Origin of the sequence: Streptomyces cucumeris (assembly GCF_024295805.1) — a bacterium.
Taxonomy (GTDB): Bacteria; Actinomycetota; Actinomycetes; order Streptomycetales; family Streptomycetaceae; genus Streptomyces; species Streptomyces cucumeris.
In genome coordinates this window covers 149,015-170,460 of the sequence record NZ_JANCLX010000010.1, presented here as the reverse complement: position 1 = coordinate 170,460, position 21,446 = coordinate 149,015, and the positions used below count along the sequence as shown (strand labels likewise).

Here is a 21,446-nt window from a genome sequence, read left to right as displayed (position 1 = left end):
TCGCCGGAACGGACGCCGGGGCGGGACGTAGAGGAGGAGGGGCGGGCGGGGGCGGGGGCCGGCCCCCCCCGGGGGGGGGGGGGGCGCCCCCCGGGGGGGGGCCCGGGGGGGGGGGGGGGGGGGGCCGGGCGGCGGGGGGGGGGCGGCCCGCGCCCGGCGCGGGCGGGGGGGGGCCCCCCCGCGGGGGGGGGAGGGACCGGTGGGGGACGCCGGCCGTCAGTGCCTGCGGACGCGCGCCGGCCGGCGGTGCGAACGCCACCAGACGAAGCCCAGGGTCAGCAGCAGTACGGTGCCGCCACCGGCCGCCGCGGACCCGGCCAGCAGCATGTTGTCGTCCGAGGACGGGCTGACGCCGTCGCCGCCGTTGAGCAGCGAGTCCCCGGCGCTCTTCTTGGCCGCGGTGGCGTCCGAACCGGAGTTGGGGATCGCCAGGTACGGGAAGGAGCCGCCGAACTTCTGGTCGTTCTCGTCCACCGCGTCGCCCAGGTCGTTCTTCTTGCCGAGGAGTTCGCCCTCCACGGCCTGGAGCGAGATGTCCAGCACATCGTCGGTCAGCCGCCGTCCGTTGGGGAACCCGGCGTTGTCACCGTCGAGCACACCGAGGCGTTTGGGGCTGGCGGTGGGCTTGATCGAGGTGTTGAGGCGGAGCATCTCGGCGGGGCGCACACCCGGCGGCTGGTTCAGCTTGGGCACACCGGTGAGGAAGACCTGCACCAGGTCGTCACGGGGCGTCGCCGGTGCCTTGATCTTGTAGATCTGCTCCACCAGCCGGGCCAGCTCCGGATCCTGGACGAACTTCAGGAACTGCCCGTCGTCCCAGGGCGCCGAGGCGTTGAACTTGTCCTTGTCCTTGCGCGGGATGACCACTTCGTTCACCAGCGGACTGCCCAGCCGGGAGACCTGCGCCCAGTCGCCGTTCGCCGTCTTGCGGTGGGTGGTGGACCACAGCCCGACCACCGGCTGGCCCTCGGACTCCGTCAGGGTCTTGGTGGGGAGCTGGAGCGCGAGGCTCTGGACGTTGTAACCCTTCAGACTGTCCTGTCCCACCTCGGACATGTCGCCGCCGTACAGCAGGTCGAAGACGCGCAGATCGAGGAAGAACGGGTCGTCGGCCTGGCCCGCGAACGTCGAGCCGCCGCCGGGCAGCTGGTAGACCGCCTGGTCGCGCAGGGTCTGGTACTTGGGCATGGACGCCTTGCCGACATTGGACGGGGCGACCAGCTGGTTCTTCGCGATCTTCTCCCGGGAGACGGCGTGCTGGTCCTTGAGGTGGATCAGCTCGATGTCGTAGGTCTGGAAGAAGTTCAGGTCCTGGTCCTCCAGGGAGGTCACCGGACCGGTGTTGTAGAGGAAGGTGTCTCCGTTGCGCAGGTGGTCCTTGAAGGTCCACCGGAACAGCAGATCGCCCTGGCCGTCCCCGTCGTTGTCCACATGCAGGTCGTAGCGGGCGTCATGGGCGAACTTGTAGAAGTTCGGGCCGCCCGCCGGGTCCTCGAACGGCAGCATGTTGACCACCATGGTGGTCGTGTCCGGCTTGTCGGGGCTGACGAACGCGTACACGTCCGTGGTGTCGTACTGCGGCTGACCGGAGATCAGCGGTGCCTCGCGGTGGCTGGACGCCTGTGCCGTCTCCGGCCGGAGCGCGGCCACACCGGCGGCCGTGAGGCCGCCCGCGGCCAGTGCGCAGCTGACCAGCGCGCCCAAGCTCCTGGTGAATGCGGTCATCCTGTCGGTTCCTTCGCACGCTTGTCGGGGCATACCTTCAAGCAGCAGTTCGGGACTGACGGGCCGATGGCTTGGTCCGTCCCGCAATTTGTCCGCGTGTGACAGTTACCGTCAACACCCTTGACGTGGTGGTGAATCCGGAACCTGGGATACGTGGGTGACGGCTCGGGGAGGTAGGGTTACTCTGCCCGGGGCGGGTGCCCTCGTACGGGTGGGGAGTGTCATGGAGCAGATAACGGTACGGAGCAGGCCACGAGTGCCTGCGATCAATTGCGGGAGCGGTGCGTCCAGTGCGCGCCTCGAACGCCATCTCGCGGTGATGGGCGGCCCCGCCGTCCCGCGGCGGGAGGCCGAGGGGGCGACGGTGCTGATGCAGGAGCTGACCGCGCGCGACCACGTGCGCGCGAAGAACAGCCGGGGCGCACGCGTCTCGCTGTTCGCGCCGCTGCGCCGGCTGCGCCGCTCGCTCTTCGGCAACCACGGCTGACCCGCCCGGTCCGCCGGTTCCGAGGTTCGTCGACGGCGTCCCGGGCAGGCACGGGGACACCCCGGCCCGCTCCAGCCGGTGTGGCGGTGCCCTGAGGCACCGCACACCCGGGCCGTTCCGGGATGCCGACCAGAGATGACGCTCCGGTTCACCGTCCGCCGCGTGTGTAGCGGCGGACGGTGAGCGGCATGAACACCGCCACCAACAGCAGTGACCAGCCGATCGACGCCGCCACCGGGTGAGCGAGCGGCCAGGCCGCGTCCGGGTCCGCCGCCGCGTTCCCGAAGAGATCACGACAGGCCGCCACCACCGCGCTGATCGGGTTCCAGTCGGCCACCCAGCGCAGCCAGCCGGGCATCCCGTCGGTCGGCACATAGGTGTTGGACACCATCGGCAGCGAGAAGGTGAGGCTGGAGAGCTGGCCCGCGGCCTCCTCCTTGCCCACCACCATCCCCAGGTACTGGCCGATCCAGGCGGTCGCCAGACGGAACAGCAGCAGCAGTCCGAACGCCCCGAGCGCGGCGCCCACTCCACCCCGTACCCGCCACCCCACGGCGAGCCCGAGCAGCGCCAGCGGCACCAGCCCCACCGCGGCGATCAGCACCTCCGAGGCGGCCTGCCCCAGCGGTACGGCGGCCCGGCTCATCGGCAGGGTGCGGAAGCGGTCCATGACCCCGCGCTGCATGTCCTGCGCGGTGCCGATCATCCCGGTCAGGATGCCGCCCGCCGCGATCGAGACGAACAGCCCCGGTACCAGGTACTCGCGGTAGTCGCCCGAGCCGGGCACCTGAATCGCGCTGCCGAAGACGTAGCCGAAGAGGACCAGCATCATCAGCGGCGCCACCAGGGTGATGGTGAACAGCGCCGGGGCGTTGCGCAGCCGGGTGAGCTGACGGCCCAGCATGGCCGCGGTGTCGCGCGCGGCCCAGCGCAGCGTGGTGTCGCTCATACGGTGGCCTCCTCGGGGGCGGTGGTCTCTGCGTTCGTGGCGCCGTGGGTGAGCCGGAGGAAGACCTCGTCCAGGGTGGGCCGCCGCACCGAGGCGTCCACCAGGGGCACTCCGGCCGCGTCCAGCTCCCGGACCACCCGGGGCAGGGTGAGGGCGGGATCGCCCGACGCCGCGCCCACGGTGCGGTGTTCGGCGTCCAGCTCCGGCGCCGATCCGGTCAGATTGCCCAGGACCACGGCCGCGCCGGTGACGGCCTCCGCGTCCGCGACCACGACCTCGATGTGCTGGCCGATGGTGGTCTTCAGCTCCTCGGGCGTACCGGTGGCCACGGTCCGGCCCCGGTCGATCACCACGATGTCGTCGGCCAGCCGGTCGGCCTCCTCCAGGTACTGGGTGGTCAGCAGCACCGTGGTGCCCGCCCGGGCCAGTTCGCGGACGCTGTCCCAGATCCCGCCCCGGCTGCGCGGGTCCAGGCCGGTGGTCGGTTCATCGAGGAAGAGCACCTCCGGTGCGGTCAGCAGACAGGCCGCGAGGTCCAGCCGGCGGCGCATACCGCCGGAGTAGGTGCGGGCGGGGCGGTCGGCCGCCTCCGTCAGCTCGAACCGCTCCAGCAGGGCGTCCGCGCGCTTCCCGGCGGCGGCTCCGCGCAGCCGCCGCAGCCGGGCGAACAGCCGCAGGTTCTCCCGGCCCGTCAGATCCGCGTCCACCGAGGCGTCCTGACCGGTGACCGCGATCCGTCCGCGCACCGCCCGTGGGTCCCTGACGACATCGTGGCCCGCGACGCGCGCGGTGCCGGAGTCCGGGGCGCCGAGGGTGGTCAGGATCCGCACCGCGGTGGTCTTGCCCGCGCCGTTGGGGCCGAGCAGACCGCAGACGGTGCCGGCCGGGACGGCGAGGTCGAGTCCGCGCAGGGCGTGCACCTCGCCGTAGCGTTTGCACAGGCCCTCACTAAGTACAGCGTACGTAGTTTCCATACCGCTCACTGTAGCTCACTACGTACGCTGTACGTAACTAGGATGGTGGGCGAGGTGATGATCCATGGCAGCCAGCGGCCGGACGGCCGGGCCGGAGGTGATCTGGGCGCTCCCCGAGCGCGCCGGTCGCGGTCCGCGCCCCGCGTACACCCGTGACGACATCGCCGACGCGGCGGTGCGGATCGCGGACGAGGCGGGTATGGACGCGGTCTCCATGCGCCGGGTGGCGACGGCCGTCGGCTGCGGCACGATGTCGCTCTACAACTATGTGCCGCGGAAAGAGGACCTGGTCGACCTGATGGTGGACCGGGTCTGTGGTGAGTACGCGCTGCCCGAGCGGCCGTCGGGGGACTGGCGGGCCGATGTGCTCGGCCTCGCGCGCCAGGGCCGCGCCCTGATGCACCGTCACCCCTGGCTGCCCGCCGCCGTCCTGCCGACCGGTGCCCTGGGCCCCAACCAGCTCCGGTACATGGAGTTCTGCCTGGCCGCGCTGGACGGTTCGGGGCTCGACCCCGGCCTCAAGGTCGAGCTGATCGCGATGGTCAACGGCACGGTGATCTCGTACGTCACCTCCGAGCTGGCCGCCGCACGGGCCCGGAGCGCCTCGGATTCCACCGCCGAACAGCGTCAGGCGGCCCAGACCGCCTACCTCGCGCGGATCGTCGCGGGCGGCGACTACCCCCACCTCTCGCGCACCTTCGCCGCCGCCCCGGCGGCGGGGGACCCGGACGAGACCTTCGACCGCCTTCTGCGGCGGGTCCTGGCCGGGTACGCGGCCGCCTGCTGAGGGGGTCGCCGACCCGTGCGCCAGGGAGGGATGTGCGGGCCGGCGGCACCGAGGGCCGCGGTTCGCGGCCCCGCCCCGGTCGCGGGGGCTCAGAGCAGGGCGAACTGGCCCTCCGGGCCCTCCTCGTGGTGGTCGAGCACCGAGGCCGGACGGCGGCATGCGGCGGGCACCGGCAGGACGCCCGCCGCCCGCAGCTCCGCCGCGGTGATCAGTGGCGCGCCGTCCCTCAGCCGGGCGGCCAGCTCGCGGTGGCGCGGACGGAGTTCGGCGAGCAGCGCCAGCACGGTGATCAGCTCCAGCAGTTCGGAGGTCCAGGCCGATGGCCAGACCGCCGGAACCACGGCCTCCAGCGTCCCCGGTTCACCCCGGGCCGTACGCCGCTCGAACCAGCTCTCCAGCACCCGCACCCCCTGTGCGTGGAACTCCCATGCGCCCCGCGGCACCGGGGAGATCCGGCCCTCGCCCAGGTGCAGCGCCCCCGCCTCGGGGTCGTAGTCCAGCGAGTCGGGCAGACCGCGCGCGGGCAGCGCGGCGCGGACGTACGGGCGCTGGCCGCCCGGCATCCGCGGGCGCTCACCACTGTGCGCCCCGCGCGTATGGAGCCACAGCACCCGGCGCCCCAGCTCCACGCCCTGCGCCCACACCTCCGGATCGGCCGTCAGCGGTACGGCGCAGGGGGTGGCGTGCGCCACGGCGGCGGTCCAGGCGAGCAGGTCCTCCGCGGGGACGGCCCGGCCGAGGCGGCCGCCGAGGTGGTCCAGCAGCCCGGGAGCGACATTGGGCTCCAGTCCGCCGGGGCGCCGGTACAGCGGACGGATCCGGCCGGGACGGCCCGCGGCGGACCAGCCGTCCGGCAGCGGTGCGGAGAAGGTGAGCACGGGCTCGTCACCGGCCCCGGCCCCCGGCCCCGCCCCCGCTTCCACGACGTGGATCTGCCGGTCGTCGGCGACCCGCCACAGCTCGGGCCGCGCGGCGTCGATGAGCCGGTGGTCCGGTATCAGCCACTGCTGGTCGAACGGTCCGCACCCCATCCGCACGGGCTCGGGACACGGGCCGTCGGCCCGTACCAGCCGGGCGGTGGAGGTCCGTTGGCCGGGAAGCTGGGCCACGGAGGTGTGCAGCGTCCGTGCGCGCGAGGGCCGGAACAGCGCGGCGCGTCCCGCCTCGTCCCCGGTGGCCACCAGGCGCTCCCACCGCGCGGTGAGCGAGGCGGCGTCGGGTGCGACCACCCAGGCCCGCCCCAGCCGCAGCGGCCCCACGGACCACGGCATGAGGTCCGCCAGCAGCGGTACGTCCCGTTCTCCCACGCCCGGCATGCTATCCACCCACCGGCCGGAGGCGACCACGCCGACCGTCGACCACGGCATGCCACGCGCCCGGCGCGCATCCTCCCGCCGCACGCGGCGCGGAACGCGCCCCAGGGGAGCCGGGGCACCAGCCGTCGGCGGTGAGGTCGCCCCGGCGGCGCGGTCCAGGCGCCCGCTGCGCCGTGGGGGCGTGTCCCGGTGGAACGGTCGTCGTACCCGCCGTCGGCGGTGGTCGTCGGGTGGCCACCTCGGCCGGGCTCGTTGCGATGTCGCCGCCGCCGCGGCGAGCGCCCGGCGCCGCCGTCCACAGCGCGGCGTGCGTGCGCGTCCGCTGACGAACCACTCGGCCGACGGCGGTCACTCCGCCTCGAGGGTCACCGTGAACGAGAACCGGTCCCCCCGGTAGTGGATCCGTGCCACGTCCACCACCCGGCCGTCGTCGTCGTACGTCACCCCCGTGTAGTGCAGGATCGGGCTGAGCAGGGGGACCTGGAGGAGGCGGGAGGTCTCCGGGTCGGCCAGCCGCGCCTCGACCGTGTCGGTGATCCGGCTGATGCGCACGCCGACCACGTCCCGCAGCACCTTCGTCATCGGCCAGCGTTCCAGGTCGGCGAGGTCGATGCGGTCGGCGAGATCGGGACGGACCAGGTTCTCCGCCCAGTTGGTCGGTTCGCCGCTCCCTCCGTCGCGGCGCAGCCGCCGGTATCCGGCCGCCTCGTCCAGACCGGGGAAGTACTCCGCCAGCTCCGCCGGGACCGCCGCCGAACCGTGGCCGAGCACCGTCGTCAGCTCACCGGACTGCTGGGCCACGATCGCGTCGACCGAACCCAGCAGCCGCACCGGGGAACCGCGCCGCGCGCTCGGCTCGATGAAGGTGCCGCGCCGCCGGTGGCGGCTGATGAGCCCCTCCGCCTCGAGCTCCTTGAGCGCCTGCCGCATGGTGAGCACGCTGACGCCGTAGTGCTCGGCGAGCCGGTCCTCGGTCGGCAGCCGCAGCGGATCGTGCGGCCCCCGGCCGAGTATCGAGGCGCGCAGCGACTGCGAGACCTGGTACCACAGCGGCAGCTTGCGGTTCAGGGCCACGGAGTCGGGGGCGAAGGTGGTCACGGGGGCGCGGTCTCCGGTGGCGGTCACGGTCACGTTCCTGCGGTGGGAGGGAGCGGGCGGAAGGGCGTCATGACGCCATGGTGCCGTGACGCCACGGTGCCGTGACGCGACGGTGTCACGGGCGGAAGTGACGTTCCAGACCCTGCCACACCTCGTCGTAGCCCGTCTGGAGGTGGTCCGCCGCCATCGCCTGCGGGGTGGCGGTGACCGGCCAGCGCGTCTCGAACATGAAGGCCAGCCCGTCGTCCACCTTGCGCGGCGCCAGCTCGGCCTCGCTGGCCCGCTCGAAGGTCTCGTGGTCCGGGCCGTGCGCCGACATCATGTTGTGCAGGGAGCCACCGCCGGGGACGAACCCTCCGGGGCCCGCGGTCTTGGCGTCGTACGCGCCCTCGATCAGCCCCATGTACTCGCTCATCACATTGCGGTGGAAGTACGGCGGCCGGAAGGTGTCCTCGCCCACCAGCCAGCGCGGCGCGAAGACCACGAAGTCCACGCCCGCGAGCCCCGGGGTGTCCGACGGCGAGGTGAGCACGGTGAAGATGGACGGGTCCGGGTGGTCGTAGCTGATGGTGCCGATCACGTTGAACCGGCGCATGTCGTAGACGTACGGCACATGGTTGCCGTGCCAGGCGACGACGTCCAGCGGGGAGTGGTCGTAGGTCGCGGCCCAGAGGTTGCCGCAGAACTTGTTGACCACCCGCACCGGTCCCTCGACGTCCTCGTAGGCCGCCACCGGAGCCATGAAGTCCCGTGCGTTGGCCAGTCCGTTGGCGCCGATCGGGCCGAGGTCGGGGAGGACGAACGGACTGCCGTAGTTCTCGCAGACGTAGCCGCGCGCGGTGGCGTCCAGCAGCTCCACCCGGAACCGCACCCCGCGCGGGATCAGCGCCATATGTCCCGGTTCGGCGCGCAGCAGCCCGAACTCGGTGCGCAGCAGCAGCCCGCCGCGCTCGGGCACGATCAGCAGTTCGCCGTCGGCGTCGCTGAACACCCGGTCGGTCATGGACGCGTTGGCCGCGTAGAGGTGGATGGCCATCCCGACGCGCTGGGTGGCGTCCCCGTTGCCGCCGAGGGTCCACAGTCCGGACAGGAAGTCGGTGCCCGCGGGCGGCTCCGGCAGCGGGTCCCAGCGCAGCCGGTTGGGGTCCGGGACGGTCTCGGTGAACGGCGCTCCGCGCAGCCCGCCGTTGTCGATGCGGGTGAACGGCGGATGGGCCGCCGAGGGGCGGATCCGGTACAGCCAGGAACGGCGGTTGTGGGCCCGCGGCTCGGTGAACGCGGTGCCGCTGAGCTGCTCCGCGTACAGCCCCAGCGGTGCGCGCTGCGGGGAGTTGCGCCCGATGGGCAGCGCCCCGGGCACGGCCTCGCTGCTGTGTTCATTGCCGAATCCGGAGGAGTAGGCCAGCCCTTCGGCCGTCTTCCGTGCCTGCTCGATCCCGGTGCCGTTGTCCATCGTGCGCTCCCGAAGCTCGCCTCGCCGCCCAATGATTCCTATGTCATACGATAGGAATCGAAGACCGGCTCCGTCAATGATCGGGCAGGATGGTGGCGTGCCTCTACCGCCCCTCCGCCGCCATCCGGTTCAGCGCCGCAGCGCCGAACGCCTCGGCCGGATCCTCGATGCCTGTGCCGAACTGCTCGACGAGGTCAGCTACGAGCGCTTGAGCACCCGTGCGGTGGCCGAGCGCGCCGGCGTCCCCATCGGCTCGGTCTACCGCTTCTTCTCCGACAAGCGCGCCATGGCCGAGGCCCTGGCCCACCGCAATCTCGACGAGTACGCCGAGCGGGTCACCCGCCGGCTGGCGGAGCCCGGCCAGGACGGCGGCTGGCGCCAGGCGATGGACATCGTCGTGGACGAGTACCTGGCGATGAAGCGCGGAGCGCCCGGCTTCGCGCTCATCGAGTTCGGGATACCGGTCCCGGCCACCGGGCGGGTGGAACAGCCCAACCACCTGGTCGCGGACCGGCTGCTCGCGCTGCTCGCCGACCGGCTGCGCAGCGAGGGGGCCGAAGGGGCCGACGGCGAGGGCGAGGCCGGGGAGCGGCTGCGGATCGCCTTCCTGCTGGCGGTCGAGACGGCCGACGCCCTGCTGCGGCTGGCGTTCCGGACCGACCCCGAGGGGGATCCGGCGATCGTCGCGGAGACCAAGGAGCTGCTGCGCGCCTATCTGGCCCGCGTCCTGGACTGAAACCGCCGTCCCGGCCGTCGGCGGGAAGAGTTCACTCCGGCGCCTCCCCAGCATGCGTACCAGTCGGTATGGTGAGTGCCTCGGCCGAGCCGGGCCACGCCGGTCCGCGACGTAGGGAGCACTCATGAGCCGCACGGCCCTCCGTATCTGCCCGCTCTGCGAGGCCACCTGCGGGCTGACGCTGACCATCGAGGAGGGTCGGGTCACCCGGGCGCGCGGCGATGCCGAGGACGTGTTCAGCCAGGGGTTCATCTGCCCCAAGGGTGCGTCCTTCGGTGAGCTGGACGGCGACCCCGACCGGCTGCGGCGGCCGCTGGTCCGGCGTGCGGGGCGGCTTCAGGAGGCCGACTGGGACGAGGCGTTCGCCGCCGTCGAGGCCGGGCTGTGGCCGGTGCTGCGTGAGCACGGCGGCCGGTCGGCCGGGGTGGTGCTCGGCAACCCCAATGTCCATACGGTGGCCGGAGGGCTCTACCCCGCACTGCTGCTCGGCGCGCTCGGCACCCCCAACGTCTTCACCGCCAGCACCCTCGACCAGATGCCCAAGCATGTCTCCAGCGGACTGCTCTACGGGGACGCCAACGCGCTGCCGGTGCCCGATGTGGACCGCACCGACCATCTGCTGGTGATCGGCGCCAACCCGATGGACTCCAACGGCAGCCTGTGCACCGCCCCCGACTTCCCCGGCCGGCTGCGGGCGCTGCGGCGGCGCGGCGGCAAGCTGATCGTGGTCGACCCCCGGCGCACCCGTACCGCGAGGATGGCCGACCGGCATGTGGCGATACGTCCCGGTGCCGATGCCCTGCTGCTCTTCGCCATGGTGCGGGTGCTCTTCGACGAGGACCTGGTGGCGACCGGGGACCTGGACGCCCAGCTCACCGGAGTGGCCGAGGTCCGGCGGCTGGCCGCGGACTTCCCGCCGGAGGCGGTGGCCGGTGCCTGTGATGTGTCCGCCGAGGAGATCCGCACCCTCGCCCGGGAGCTGGCCGCGGCGCCGAAGGGCGTGGTGTACGGGCGGATGGGCTCCACCACCGTGGAGTTCGGCACCCTCACGAGCTGGCTGGTGGACGTGGTCAACGCGCTCACCGGGAACCTGGACCGCCCCGGCGGGATGATGTTCCCGCTCGCCGCCACCGGGCGCCGGGAGCGCGCCCCGCGCCCCGGCAAGGGGTTCGCGCTGGGCCGCTGGCACAGCAGGGTCAGCGGCCATCCGGAGGTCAAGGGCGAACTGCCCTCGGTCGCCCTCGCCGAGGAGATCGAGACCCCGGGGGACGGGCAGATCCGGGCGCTGCTGACCGTCGCCGCCAACCCCGTGCTGTCCGCGCCCGATGGCGACCGGCTGGAACGGGCGCTGGCCGGGCTGGACTTCATGGTCAGCGTGGATCCGTACCTCAACGAGACAGCGCGCCACGCCCATGTCGTACTGCCGCCGCCCCCGCCCAGCCAGAGCCCGCACTTCGACTTCACCTTCAACTACCTGGCCGTGCGCAACCAGGTCCGCTACTCCCGCCCCGCGGTCCCGCTCGACCCGGACCGGATGAGCGAGACCGACATCCTGGCCCGGCTGGTGCTGTGCGCGAGCGGACGCGGCGGCGCCGATCCGGCCATGGTGGACGCCATGGCGATCGAGGCCGCGCTCGGCAAGGCCGTGGCCGACCCCGGGTCCCCGGTGCACGGCCGTACGACCGCCGAACTGGCCGCACTGCTCACCGGCGGCACCGGACCGGAGCGGCGGTTGGACATGATGCTGCGGCTCGGCCCGTACGGCGACGGCTTCGGTGCCGACCCCGACGGGCTGACCCTGGAGAGCCTGCTCGACCGGCCGCATGGGATCGACCTCGGCCCGCTGCGCCCGCGGCTGCCCGCCCTGCTGCGGACCCGCAGCGGCACCGTCGAGCTGTGCCCGGAGCCGATCGTGCGCGATGTGGACCGGCTGCGGCGTGCGCTGGCCGACCGGCCCACCGGTCTTGTCCTGATCGGCCGCCGCCACCTGCGTTCCAACAACAGCTGGATGCACAACGTCCCGTCGCTGGTGGGCGGCAGCAACCGCTGCACCCTCCAGGTGCACCCCGAGGATGCCGCCCGGCTGGGTCTGGCCGACGGCGGGCTCGCCCGGGTCAAGGGTGACGGCGGCGAGATCCAGGTGCCGGTGGAGGTGACGGACGCGATGCGCACCGGAGTGGTGAGCCTGCCGCACGGCTGGGGCCACGGCCGTCCCGGCACCCGGATGTCGGTGGCCGGGGCCCACCCCGGGGCCAACGCCAACCAGCTCGTCGACGGCACGCGGCTGGATCCGCTGTCGGGCACCGCGGTGCTGAACGGCTTCCCGGTGCAGGTGGACCCCGTCGCCGAGCCCGCACTGCCCGTACCCGACTGACCAGGGGTTTTGCGCTTATTGCTCACGCGTCAAGACCTTGTTAACGCAAAGTTGCGCCACCTAACGTCGCCTCGACCGCCACATCTGGGGGAGAGTTCACCGGCGAACGTGAGGTAGCCACCATGCTGACAGTCCTCGGATTCGTCATGATCGCGACGTTCCTCGTCCTGATCATGATGAAGAAGATGTCCCCGATGGGTGCTCTGGTGCTCATCCCGGCGCTGTTCTGCGTCCTCGTCGGGAAGGGGGCGCACCTCGGCGACTACGTCCTCGACGGCGTCGGTGATCTCGCGCCCACCGCCGCGATGCTGATGTTCGCGATCATCTACTTCGGGGTGATGATCGACGTAGGGCTCTTCGATCCGATCGTCCGGCTCATCCTGCGGTTCTGCAAAGCGGATCCGATGCGGGTGGTCGTCGGTACCGCACTGCTCGCGGCGATCGTCTCGCTCGACGGCGACGGCTCCACCACGTTCATGATCACCGTCTCCGCGATGGTGCCGCTGTACCGGCGGCTGAAGATGAGCCTGGTGGTGATGACCGGTGTCGCGGCCATGGCCAACGGCGTGATGAACACCCTGCCCTGGGGCGGTCCGACCGCCCGCGCCGCCGCCGCGCTCAAGGTCGACGCCAGCGACATCTTCGTGCCGATGATCCCCGCGCTCGCCGTCGGACTGGTCTTCGTCTTCGCGCTCGCCTACGCCTTCGGACTGCGCGAGCGCAGGCGTCTGGGGCTGCTGACGCTCGACGGGACGACGGTCGAGGAGTCCGAGCAGGTGCTGGTCGGCGCGGGCGCCGGGAAGCAGGGCGGCTCCGAGGGCGCGGCCGACAAGACGGGTTCGGGTGGATCCGGTGGCTCGGGTGTCTCCAGCGGCTCCGGCGCCGAGGCCGAGGTGAAGGCCGACGACGGCGAGGGCGACGACGATGTCCAGGGCCTCGACCCGAACCGCCCCACCCTGCGCCCCAAGCTCTACTGGTTCAACGCCGCGCTGACCCTCGGCCTGCTGACCATGATGATCATGGAGACGATGCCGATCCCGGTGCTCTTCCTGCTCGGCGCCGCCATCGCCCTCACCGTCAACTTCCCGCATATGGACGACCAGAAGGCCCGGGTCGCCGCGCACGCCGAGAACGTCGTCAACGTCTCCGGCATGGTCTTCGCCGCCGCCGTCTTCACCGGTGTCCTCACCGGCACCGGCATGGTCGAGCACATGGCCCGCTGGCTCGTCGACGGCGTGCCCGACGGTATGGGCCCGCACATGGCCATCGTCACCGGTGTGCTGTCCCTCCCGCTGACCTACTTCATGTCCAACGACGGCTTCTACTTCGGCATCGTGCCGATCCTCGCCGAGGCCGGGGCCGCCCACGGGGTCTCCACCCTGGAGATCGCCCGCGCCTCGCTCGTCGGACAGGCCCTGCACATGTCCAGCCCGCTGGTCCCCGCCGTCTACGTGCTCGTCGGCATGGCCAAGGTCGAGTTCGGTGACCACACCCGCTTCACGGTGAAGTGGGCGGCGCTGACCTCCCTGGTGGTGCTCGCCGCCGGGCTCGTCTTCGGAATCATCTGATCCGTGCGCGGAACGCCTCGACGGCCCGGCAGGGGCTGGCTGCTGCGCCTGGTCATCGCCTTCTCCTTCGCACAGGCGGCGGTGAGCATGGCCCGGCCCGCCGTCTCCTACCGGGCCCTGGCGCTGGGCGCCGACGCCCGCGCGGTCGGTGTGATCGCCGGGATCTACGCCCTGCTGCCGCTGTTCGCGGCCGTACCGCTGGGGCGGCGCACCGACCACGGGCGGTGCGCTCCGCTGCTCCCCGTCGGCGTCGCCCTGATCGCCACCGGCTGTGCCCTCAGCGCGACGGCCGGATCGCCGGCGGGCATGGCCGCGTGGAGCGGGGTGATGGGCCTCGGCCATCTGGCGTTCGTGATCGGCGCGCAGTCCATCGTCGCCCGGCAGAGCGCCCCGGCCGAACAGGACCGCAACTTCGGCCACTTCACCATCGGCGCCTCGCTCGGCCAGCTCATCGGGCCGGTCGCGGCCGGTCTCGTGGTCTCCGGCCACGACGGCGCGATGGCCCGCACCAGCGCCGTCGCGCTGGCCGTCTCCGCCGCCGTGGCGGCCTGTTCGGTGACCGCGCTGTGGCGCATCGAGCACCGGCAGCGGGACCGGGGCGCCGGGCCGGAGGCGGTGGCCGCGGGGGAGGCGCGACGGGTGTCCGTACGTGCCATCCTCACCACCCGCGGGGTCGGCTCCGGCATCTTCATCAGCCTGGCCGTACTCTCCGCCACCGACATCCTCACCGCGTATCTGCCGGTCGTGGGCGAACAGCGCGGCATCGCGCCCTCGGTCGTCGGACTGCTGCTGAGTCTGCGCGCCGCCGCCACCATCGGCTGCCGCCTGGCCATCACCCCGATGATCCGGCTGCTGGGGCGCACCGCCCTGATGGCCGCGAGCTGCCTGGGCGCGGCCCTGCTGTGCACGGGCATCGCCCTGCCGCTGCCCGCCTGGGCGCTCGGTGTGCTGCTGGCCGGACTCGGCTTCTGCCTCGGCGTCGGCCAGCCGCTGTCGATGACCACCGTCGTCCAGGCCGCCCCGGACGGCGCCGGGAGCACCGCGCTGGCTCTGCGGCTGACCGGCAACCGCCTGGGCCAGGTCGCGGCCCCCGCCTCCGCCGGTGTCCTCGCCGGACTCGCGGGCACGGCCGCCCCGTTCGTGATGCTGGGCGGCCTCCTGCTGCTCTCCGCCGCGATCGCCGTCCGCCCCCTGCGCAGGCCCGCCGCCCCCGCCCCGACGGCGGATCCCACCCCCCGCGAAGAAAGATCCCCGGGCCGTACCGGCGGCCCCTCCGGCCGATAGCGCGCCATCCCGGCCGTCGGCCTTCCGCTCCCCCGCGGCTACTGCGACCGGCGCGGTGCGGAGCCATCGGGCCGGGGGGTGACGTACGGCACGGCTGACCCCCTCTGTCGCCGGAAAACTACCGTCGCTAGTTTGTTGTCCTGTCAGCAAGTGCCGACGAGGGAGGGTGCGATGAAGGCTCATGACGGGATGTACATCGACGGGGCATGGCGGCCGGCTGCCGGTGCCGACACGATCGAGGTCGTGAACCCGGCCGACGAGCGGGTCATCGCCGCCGTGCCCGCCGGGACGGCCGAGGACGTGGACGCCGCCGTACGGGCGGCCCGCGCCGCCCTCCCCGGCTGGGCCGCCACCCCGCCCGCCGAGCGCGCCGCCCGGCTCACCGCCCTGCGCGACGCGCTCGCCGAACGGCGCGAGGAGATCGCGGAGACCGTCACCGCCGAACTCGGCGCGCCGCTGGCGTTCTCCCGGGCGGTCCACGCCGGTCTGCCCATCACCGTGGCCGGTTCGTACGCCCGGCTCGCGGAGTCGTACGCCTTCGAGGAGACGGTCGGCAACTCGACCGTGTTCCAGGAGCCGGTGGGCGTCGTCGGCGCCATCACCCCGTGGAACTACCCGCTGCACCAGATCGTCGCCAAGGCCGCACCGGCCCTCGCCGCCGGATGCACCGTGGTCCTCAAGCCCGCCGAGAACACCCCGCTGGTCGCCCAGCTCTTCGCGGAGGCGGTCGACGCGGCCGGGTTCCCGGCCGGGGTGTTCAACCTGGTCACCGGGGTCGGCCCGGTCGCGGGAGAGGCACTGGCCGCGCACGAGGACGTGGACCTGGTGTCGTTCACCGGCTCCACCGCCGTCGGCCGGCGGATCGGCGCCACCGCGGGCGCGGCCGTCAAGCGCGTCGCCCTCGAACTGGGCGGCAAGTCCGCCAATGTGATCCTGCCCGGCGCCGATCTCGCCAAGGCCGTCAAGGTCGGGGTGGCCAACGTGCTCGCCAACTCCGGCCAGACATGCAGCGCCTGGACCCGGATGCTGGTCGATGCCGACCGCTACGACGAGGCCGTGGAGCTGGCCGCGGCGGCGGCCGCCAAGTACGCCCCCGGCGACCCGGCCGACGAGACCACCCGGCTCGGCCCCGTCGTCAGCGCCATCCAGCGCGACCGGGTGCGCGGCTACATCGAGCGCGGTGTCGAGGAGGGCGCTCGGCTGATCACCGGCGGTCCGCGGGCCCCCGAGGGCCGGGAGGACGGGTACTGGATCGCCCCGACGGTCTTCGCGGACGTCACCCCCGACATGACCATCGCCCAGGAGGAGATCTTCGGCCCGGTCATCTCCCTCATCCGCTACCGGGACGAGGAGGAGGCACTGCGGATCGCCAACGGCACGGTCTACGGGCTGGCGGGCGCGGTCTGGGCGGCCGACGACGCCACGGCGGTGGCCTTCGCCCGCCGCATGGACACCGGACAGGTGGACATCAACGGCGGCCGGTTCAACCCGCTCGCCCCCTTCGGCGGCTACAAGCAGTCGGGCGTGGGCCGCGAACTGGGCACCCACGGGCTGGCGGAGTACCTCCAGACCAAGTCGCTCCAGTTCTGAGGCGGGAACCCCGCGGTACAGCGACCGCCGCCACAGCGCCCGCGCCACCGTCCGTGATACCTACGAGGTGCACGGCGCGTACAAGCCGATGACCACCCGAGGAGCCCGTCCATGACCCGAGCCGCCGTCCTCCCCGCCGTCGGAGCCCCGCTCCGGCTTGCCGAGATCGACCTCCCGGACCCCGGTCCCGGGCAGGTGCGGGTGCGGCTGGCGGCGGCCGGGGTGTGCCACTCCGATCTCTCGCTGTCCAACGGCACCCTGCGCCAGCCCGTCCCGGCCGTACTCGGCCACGAGGGCTCGGGCACCGTCAGCGCCGTGGGCGAGGGCGTCACCACCGTCGCCCCCGGCGACCGCGTCGTCCTCAACTGGGCGCCGTCCTGCGGTGCGTGCCACTACTGCGGGCTCGGCGAGCCCTGGCTGTGCGCGGACGCGGGCACCGCCGCCACCGTGCCGTACGCCAAGCTGACGGACGGCGGCGACGAGCTGTACCCGGGCCTGGGCACCGCCGCGTTCGCCGAGGAGACCGTGGTGCCCGCGCACGCCGTGCTCCCGCTGCCCGACGGGGTGCCGCTGGCCGACGCGGCGCTGCTCGGCTGCGCGGTGCTCACCGGCTACGGCGCGGTGCACCACAGTGCCGCGGTGCGCCCGGGGGAGTCGGTCGCCGTCTTCGGCGTCGGCGGGGTGGGGCTCGCGGTGCTCCAGGCGGCGCGGATCGCGGGCGCGGGCACGGTCGTCGCGGTGGATGTCTCCCCGGAGAAGGAGGAGCTGGCGCGCGCCTCGGGCGCCACCGAGTTCCTGCTGTCCGGTGAGGACACCGCCAAGCGGATCCGCTCGCTCACCGGCGGCCACGGCGCGGACGTGGCCATCGAGTGTGTCGGCCGCGCCGAGACCATCCGCACCGCGTGGTCCGCCACCCGGCGCGGCGGCCGGACCACCGTCGTCGGGATCGGCGGCAAGGACCAGCAGGTGTCCTTCTCCGCCCTGGAGTTGTTCTACTTCGGCCGCACCCTCTCGGGCTGTGTCTACGGCAACAGCGATCCGGCCCGCGATCTGCCGGTGCTCGCCGAGCACATCCGCGCGGGCCGTCTCGACCTGTCGGCGATGGTCACCGGCCGGATCGGTCTGGACGGGATCCCGGAGGCGTTCGATGCGATGGTCGGCGGCCGCGGCGGACGGGCGCTCGTGATGTTCTGACGGGCGCGGGCGGCGCGGCGCGGCGCCGGACGGAACGCGACGGGACCGGGCGGGGCGGGGTCAGGCCGGGGTGCCGTCGACCATGCCGAGCCACTGGTCGCGTTCGGCGCCGAACGGCCGGGCGCCGTGCGCGACCGCGTCCAGCAGCCACTGACCGGCCGCCTCGGCCTCCGCGATCACATCGGCCGGATAGCCGAACCGCACCTGGTGCTCGGCGAACTCGTCCTGGTCCACCAGCCGGGTGGCGCCGTCCGCGCGCTTGCGCACCACATCGAGGTCCAGGTCCACCATGGTGACCTCGTCCGCGGAGACCCACCGCGGGGGAGTGGTGATGTCGCAGTACACCTCGGTGTCGCGCGGGGCGGCGTTGAAGGCCGCGGTCCACCACGCGCCGCGCGGGAAGAGGAGGACGTGCGCGACCTCGATGGGCACCTCGGGGCCGTGGCCCTTGCGCATCACCGAGCCGCCGGGCAGCCCCAGCCAGACGCCGTGTTCGTCCTCGCCCAGTCTGCGCATCCGCAGGTTCCAGTGGAGGGTGCCGTCGTACTTGGTGTAGTTGACCTGGACCAGTGACTGCGACATATCGCCGATCCTAGGGCGTGTCCGCCCCGGCTCACCCGGCATTTTCCCCGTACAGCTCGTCCAGCCCGGCCACCAGCGCCCGCAGCCCGGTCTCGAACGCGCCCTCGTCCACCTGCTCCTGGTGTCCGGCCAGCAGATGCGCCTGGCCCAGATGGGGATAGTCGGCCGGGTCGTAGGCGCCCGCGTCGTCGACGAAACCGCGCGCGAAGGAGCCCAGCGCCGACCCGGCGACGAAGTAGCGCATCAGCGCGCCGATCCGGGTGGCGTGCGCGGGCGGCCAGCCCGCCTTCACCATGCCGCCGAAGACCGCGTCCGCCATCCGCAGCCCGGCCGGACGGCGGCCGGGCCCCTGGGCGAGGAACGGGACGATGTGCGGATGCGCGGTGAGCGCCGCGCGGTAGGAGCGGCCCCAGTCCAGCAGCGCCGTACGCCAGTCCGTGCCGTTGTCGAACATCGAGATGTCGACCTGGGCCACGACCGTGTCGGCCACCGCGTCCAGGATCTCGTCCTTGGTCGTGAAGTGGTTGTACAGGGACGGTCCGCTCACCCCGAGTTCGGCGGCCAGGCGCCGTGTGGACACCGCCGCCAGCCCTTCGGAGTCCACCAGCGCGAGGGCGACCGCGACGATGCGCTCACGGCTGAGGAGGGGCTTGCGGGGGCGGGCCATGCGGCACATAGTAGAGGCTCCGGCGCTAAAACTAGCAGTGCTAATTTATCGCGCGGTGGATTCCTCGTCCGTCCCCCCACCCCGGGAAAGGTGACCCATGGATCTCGCGCTCACCGAGGAGCAGACCGCGGTGCGGCAACTGGCCCGGGACTTCGTGGCACGCGAGGTCACCCCGTACGCCGCCGAGTGGGACCGCGCCGAGCGGGTGGACCGCGGCATCGTGGGCTCGCTGGGCGCGCTCGGCTTCCTGGGGCTCACCGTCCCCGAGGAGTACGGCGGCAGCGGCGGTGACCACCTCAGCTATGCGCTGGTCACCGAGGAACTGGGGCGCGGTGACTCCTCGGTGCGCGGCATCGTCTCCGTCTCCCTCGGTCTGGTCGCCAAGTCGGTGGCCGCGTGGGGCGACGAGGAGCAGAAGCGCGCCTGGCTGCCACGGCTGTGCTCGGGCGAGGCGGTGGGCTGCTTCGGGCTCACCGAGCCCGGGACCGGATCGGACGCGGCGCGACTGACCACCCGCGCGGTCCGGGACGGCGGTGACTATGTGATCAGCGGCACCAAGACCTTCATCACCAACGGCACCTGGGCGGATGTGGTGCTGCTCTTCGCCCGCACCGGCGAGGACCCCGGCCACCGGGGGATCAGCGCCTTCCTGGTGCCCACCGACACCCCCGGACTGGTCCGCCGGGAGATCCACGGCAAGCTGGGGCTGCGCGGCCAGGCCACCGCCGAACTGGTCCTGGAGGACGTCCGGGTGCCCGCCGCGGCGCTGATCGCCCCCGAGGGCAAGGGGTTCTCGGTCGCCATGTCCGCCCTCGCCAAGGGCCGGATGTCGGTCGCCGCAGGATGCGTCGGCATCGCCCAGGCGGCGCTGGACGCGGCGGTGCGGTACGCGGGGGAGCGTGAACAGTTCGGCCGCACCATCGCCCACCACCAGCTCGTGCAGGAGCTGATATCGGACATCGCGGTGGATGTGGACGCCGCGCGGCTGCTGACCTGGCGGGTGGCGGACCATATCGACCGGGGGCTGCCGTTCACCGCTGAGTCCTCCGTGGCCAAGCTCTACGCGAGCGAGGCGGCGGTGCGCTGCGCCAACAACGCCCTCCAGGTGTTCGGCGGCTACGGGTACACCGATGAGTACCCGGTGGGCAAACTGCTGCGGGACGCCCGGGTGATGACCCTCTACGAGGGCACCAGCCAGATCCAGAAGCTGCTGATCGGCCGCGCCCTGACCGGGGTCTCGGCCTTCTGAGCCGGGCCGCGCCGCGGCCTGATCCACGAAGACCGACAGGACAGGGCCTAAGCGCTTGCTCACTCTCCGTGTAGGGTGTGCGCCATGGACGCGGAGGCTGACAAGGACGGGGCCGGGGCCGAGGTGTGGGGCGACATCACCCCGGACGCGGCCCGGCGGCTGGTGACCGCAGCCGTGCACGCCTTCGCGGAGCGCGGCTACCACGCCACCACCACCCGGGACATCGCCGGCCGTGCCGGTATGAGCCCGGCCGCGCTCTACATCCACTACAAGACCAAGGAAGAGCTGCTCTACCAGATCAGCAAGGTCGGCCATCAGCGCGCCCTGGAGATCGTGGAGCGGGCCCGGGACGCCGGTGGTACCTCCGCCGAGCGGCTCGCCCACGCCGTACGCTCCTTCGTCCGCTGGCACGCCGAGCACCACACGACCGCCCGGGTGGTCCAGTACGAGCTGGGCGCGCTGGGCGAGGAGCACCACGCCGAGGTGATCGCCATCCGCAAGGCGACGGACGGCGCGGTGCGCGCGATCCTCGAGGACGGCGCGCGGACGGGGGAGTTCGACGTCCCGGACGTCCGCGGGGCCACGGTGGCGGTGCTGTCCCTGTGCATCGACGTCGCCCGCTGGTTCAACACCCGCGGCCGCAGCACCCCGGACGAGGTCGGCGAGCTGTACGCCGGACTCGTCCTGCGGATGGTGGGGGCCGCGTCCCGCTGAGGGGCCGCGCCGGGCGGCGAGGGCGCCGCGGGAGCCGTCAGGGGTAGTAGCGCACGACGCTCTCCGCCACGCACACCGGCTTGGTCCCGCCCTCGCGTTCGACCGTCACCGCCAGCGTCATCTGGACGCCGTCGGTCACCTCGGTGAGCTCCGCGATCCGCGCGGTGGCCCGCAGCCGGGAGCCGACCGGGACGGGAGAGGGGAAGCGGACCTTGTTCACGCCGTAGTTGATGCCCATCCGCACCCCGTCGACCCGCATGAGCTGCGGGGTGAAGGCGGGCAGCAGCGACAGGGTGAGATAGCCGTGCGCGATCGTCCGGCCGAACGGACCCTCGGCCGCCTTCGCGGGGTCCACATGGATCCACTGGTGGTCGTCGGTCGCGTCGGCGAACAGGTCGATCCGCTTCTGGTCGATCTCCAGCCAGTCGCTGGGGCCGAGTTCCTCGCCGATGGCCGATCGCAGCTCATCGGTCGAGGTGAAGATCCTGGGCTCTGCCATGCTGATGCCTCCCGAGCAGCTCACTAAGCGCTTGCTCAGCATGCTCGGGTGACCTTCGCCGTGTCAACGCGCCCCGGCGTCCTTCCCTCCTCCGGCGTCCCCCCGTCGACGGGGTGGCATGGCGCGCCCGCCGGGTTCCCGGGCTCACGGGTCTCCTCGGCGGGCGTGCCTCTCAGGGCCTGCCGGTCAGGGCGTACCGG

The 21,446-nt window shown here is 72.8% G+C and carries 19 protein-coding genes; 10 read left to right on the top strand and 9 right to left on the bottom strand.

Translation table 11 applies throughout. The annotated features are described in order from the left end of the window. Window positions 1-216 precede the first annotated feature (216 nt). Window positions 217-1,725, bottom strand: coding sequence for a DUF4331 domain-containing protein (locus tag NMK44_RS17650; RefSeq protein WP_254744091.1), 1,509 nt, complete (start codon window positions 1,723-1,725; stop codon window positions 217-219). A gap of 223 nt (window positions 1,726-1,948) precedes the next feature. Between NMK44_RS17650 and NMK44_RS17645 the strand changes: the two genes are divergently transcribed. Next, window positions 1,949-2,212 (top strand): hypothetical protein, encoded by a 264-nt coding sequence (locus tag NMK44_RS17645; protein ID WP_254744089.1) that lies wholly within the window; start codon window positions 1,949-1,951, stop codon window positions 2,210-2,212. A 148-nt stretch (window positions 2,213-2,360) separates the two neighbouring features. Here the strand turns inward: NMK44_RS17645 and NMK44_RS17640 are convergent, their stop codons facing one another. Next, window positions 2,361-3,161, bottom strand: coding sequence for an ABC transporter permease (locus tag NMK44_RS17640; RefSeq protein ID WP_254744087.1), 801 nt, complete (start codon window positions 3,159-3,161; stop codon window positions 2,361-2,363). Beyond that, window positions 3,158-4,135 carry an ATP-binding cassette domain-containing protein gene (locus NMK44_RS17635; RefSeq protein WP_254744085.1) on the bottom strand — a complete coding sequence of 326 codons (978 nt, stop codon included), beginning with the start codon at window positions 4,133-4,135 and terminating at the stop codon, window positions 3,158-3,160. Before NMK44_RS17635 ends, NMK44_RS17640 begins: the two co-directional genes overlap by 4 nt. Window positions 4,136-4,199: 64 nt before the next feature. Here NMK44_RS17635 and NMK44_RS17630 point away from each other — a divergent pair, with 64 nt between their 5' ends. Then, complete coding sequence (locus tag NMK44_RS17630) at window positions 4,200-4,922, top strand: TetR/AcrR family transcriptional regulator (protein WP_254744083.1); 723 nt, start codon at window positions 4,200-4,202, stop codon at window positions 4,920-4,922. An 89-nt stretch (window positions 4,923-5,011) separates the two neighbouring features. Here the strand turns inward: NMK44_RS17630 and NMK44_RS17625 are convergent, their stop codons facing one another. The 3 genes from NMK44_RS17625 to hmgA form a co-directional block, all read right to left on the bottom strand. Continuing rightward, window positions 5,012-6,238, bottom strand: a complete 1,227-nt coding sequence (locus NMK44_RS17625) for a type ISP restriction/modification enzyme (RefSeq protein ID WP_254744081.1) — start codon at window positions 6,236-6,238, stop codon at window positions 5,012-5,014. A 348-nt stretch (window positions 6,239-6,586) separates the two neighbouring features. Beyond that, window positions 6,587-7,336: a GntR family transcriptional regulator gene (locus NMK44_RS17620; RefSeq protein WP_254744265.1), complete on the bottom strand. Its 750-nt coding sequence runs from the start codon at window positions 7,334-7,336 to the stop codon at window positions 6,587-6,589. A 115-nt stretch (window positions 7,337-7,451) separates the two neighbouring features. Next, window positions 7,452-8,789 carry a homogentisate 1,2-dioxygenase gene (gene hmgA / locus NMK44_RS17615; RefSeq protein WP_254744079.1) on the bottom strand — a complete coding sequence of 446 codons (1,338 nt, stop codon included), beginning with the start codon at window positions 8,787-8,789 and terminating at the stop codon, window positions 7,452-7,454. 76 nt (window positions 8,790-8,865) lie between these two features. Between hmgA and NMK44_RS17610 the strand changes: the two genes are divergently transcribed. The 6 genes from NMK44_RS17610 to NMK44_RS17585 all read left to right on the top strand — a co-directional run bounded on the left by NMK44_RS17610 (window position 8,866) and on the right by NMK44_RS17585 (window position 17,535). Next, window positions 8,866-9,525, top strand: a complete 660-nt coding sequence (locus tag NMK44_RS17610; protein WP_254744077.1) for a TetR/AcrR family transcriptional regulator — start codon at window positions 8,866-8,868, stop codon at window positions 9,523-9,525. A gap of 124 nt (window positions 9,526-9,649) precedes the next feature. Continuing rightward, a complete protein-coding gene (locus tag NMK44_RS17605; protein ID WP_254744075.1) occupies window positions 9,650-11,899 on the top strand; it encodes a molybdopterin oxidoreductase family protein in 2,250 nt (749 codons plus the stop codon). Window positions 11,900-12,021: 122 nt separating this feature from the next. Next, window positions 12,022-13,467, top strand: coding sequence for a CitMHS family transporter (locus NMK44_RS17600; protein ID WP_254744073.1), 1,446 nt, complete (start codon window positions 12,022-12,024; stop codon window positions 13,465-13,467). Between the two features lie 3 nt (window positions 13,468-13,470). Next, a complete protein-coding gene (locus NMK44_RS17595; RefSeq protein WP_308358471.1) occupies window positions 13,471-14,751 on the top strand; it encodes an MFS transporter in 1,281 nt (426 codons plus the stop codon). A gap of 171 nt (window positions 14,752-14,922) precedes the next feature. Further along, window positions 14,923-16,341 carry an aldehyde dehydrogenase family protein gene (locus tag NMK44_RS17590; protein ID WP_254744071.1) on the top strand — a complete coding sequence of 473 codons (1,419 nt, stop codon included), beginning with the start codon at window positions 14,923-14,925 and terminating at the stop codon, window positions 16,339-16,341. 111 nt (window positions 16,342-16,452) lie between these two features. After that, window positions 16,453-17,535, top strand: coding sequence for a Zn-dependent alcohol dehydrogenase (locus NMK44_RS17585; RefSeq protein ID WP_254744069.1), 1,083 nt, complete (start codon window positions 16,453-16,455; stop codon window positions 17,533-17,535). A 60-nt stretch (window positions 17,536-17,595) separates the two neighbouring features. On the opposite strand, the gene NMK44_RS17580 is transcribed toward NMK44_RS17585, so the two are convergent. Together NMK44_RS17580 and NMK44_RS17575 are read right to left on the bottom strand one after the other, a co-directional pair. Continuing rightward, window positions 17,596-18,117: a DUF402 domain-containing protein gene (locus tag NMK44_RS17580; RefSeq protein WP_254744068.1), complete on the bottom strand. Its 522-nt coding sequence runs from the start codon at window positions 18,115-18,117 to the stop codon at window positions 17,596-17,598. 31 nt (window positions 18,118-18,148) lie between these two features. Continuing rightward, complete coding sequence (locus NMK44_RS17575; RefSeq protein WP_254744067.1) at window positions 18,149-18,784, bottom strand: TetR/AcrR family transcriptional regulator; 636 nt, start codon at window positions 18,782-18,784, stop codon at window positions 18,149-18,151. 97 nt (window positions 18,785-18,881) lie between these two features. On the opposite strand from NMK44_RS17575, the gene NMK44_RS17570 reads away from it, so the two are divergent. Next, window positions 18,882-20,033 (top strand): acyl-CoA dehydrogenase family protein, encoded by a 1,152-nt coding sequence (locus NMK44_RS17570; RefSeq protein WP_254744066.1) that lies wholly within the window; start codon window positions 18,882-18,884, stop codon window positions 20,031-20,033. An 84-nt stretch (window positions 20,034-20,117) separates the two neighbouring features. After that, window positions 20,118-20,747: a TetR/AcrR family transcriptional regulator gene (locus NMK44_RS17565; RefSeq protein WP_254744065.1), complete on the top strand. Its 630-nt coding sequence runs from the start codon at window positions 20,118-20,120 to the stop codon at window positions 20,745-20,747. Window positions 20,748-20,784: 37 nt separating this feature from the next. Here NMK44_RS17565 and NMK44_RS17560 read toward each other — a convergent pair whose 3' ends face one another. Further along, on the bottom strand, window positions 20,785-21,246 hold the full coding sequence (locus NMK44_RS17560; protein WP_254744064.1) for a MaoC family dehydratase: 462 nt from the start codon (window positions 21,244-21,246) through the stop codon (window positions 20,785-20,787). Between the last annotated feature and the right edge of the window lie 200 nt (window positions 21,247-21,446).

Bases quoted from the DNA above. Each gene is read 5' to 3' on its own strand.
- NMK44_RS17635 (WP_254744085.1), bottom strand. From the start codon at position 4,135: ATGGAAACTACGTACGCTGTACTTAGTGAGGGCCTGTGCAAACGCTAC.
- hmgA (WP_254744079.1), bottom strand. From the start codon at position 8,789: ATGGACAACGGCACCGGGATCGAGCAGGCACGGAAGACGGCCGAAGGG.
- NMK44_RS17590 (WP_254744071.1), top strand. From the start codon at position 14,923: ATGAAGGCTCATGACGGGATGTACATCGACGGGGCATGGCGGCCGGCT.
- NMK44_RS17630 (WP_254744083.1), top strand. From the start codon at position 4,200: ATGGCAGCCAGCGGCCGGACGGCCGGGCCGGAGGTGATCTGGGCGCTC.
- NMK44_RS17600 (WP_254744073.1), top strand. From the start codon at position 12,022: ATGCTGACAGTCCTCGGATTCGTCATGATCGCGACGTTCCTCGTCCTG.
- NMK44_RS17610 (WP_254744077.1), top strand. From the start codon at position 8,866: ATGATCGGGCAGGATGGTGGCGTGCCTCTACCGCCCCTCCGCCGCCAT.
- NMK44_RS17640 (WP_254744087.1), bottom strand. From the start codon at position 3,161: ATGAGCGACACCACGCTGCGCTGGGCCGCGCGCGACACCGCGGCCATG.
- NMK44_RS17580 (WP_254744068.1), bottom strand. From the start codon at position 18,117: ATGTCGCAGTCACTGGTCCAGGTCAACTACACCAAGTACGACGGCACC.
- NMK44_RS17575 (WP_254744067.1), bottom strand. From the start codon at position 18,784: ATGGCCCGCCCCCGCAAGCCCCTCCTCAGCCGTGAGCGCATCGTCGCG.
- NMK44_RS17565 (WP_254744065.1), top strand. From the start codon at position 20,118: ATGGACGCGGAGGCTGACAAGGACGGGGCCGGGGCCGAGGTGTGGGGC.
- NMK44_RS17570 (WP_254744066.1), top strand. From the start codon at position 18,882: ATGGATCTCGCGCTCACCGAGGAGCAGACCGCGGTGCGGCAACTGGCC.
- NMK44_RS17560 (WP_254744064.1), bottom strand. From the start codon at position 21,246: ATGGCAGAGCCCAGGATCTTCACCTCGACCGATGAGCTGCGATCGGCC.
- NMK44_RS17645 (WP_254744089.1), top strand. From the start codon at position 1,949: ATGGAGCAGATAACGGTACGGAGCAGGCCACGAGTGCCTGCGATCAAT.
- NMK44_RS17585 (WP_254744069.1), top strand. From the start codon at position 16,453: ATGACCCGAGCCGCCGTCCTCCCCGCCGTCGGAGCCCCGCTCCGGCTT.
- NMK44_RS17625 (WP_254744081.1), bottom strand. From the start codon at position 6,238: ATGCCGGGCGTGGGAGAACGGGACGTACCGCTGCTGGCGGACCTCATG.
- NMK44_RS17650 (WP_254744091.1), bottom strand. From the start codon at position 1,725: ATGACCGCATTCACCAGGAGCTTGGGCGCGCTGGTCAGCTGCGCACTG.
- NMK44_RS17605 (WP_254744075.1), top strand. From the start codon at position 9,650: ATGAGCCGCACGGCCCTCCGTATCTGCCCGCTCTGCGAGGCCACCTGC.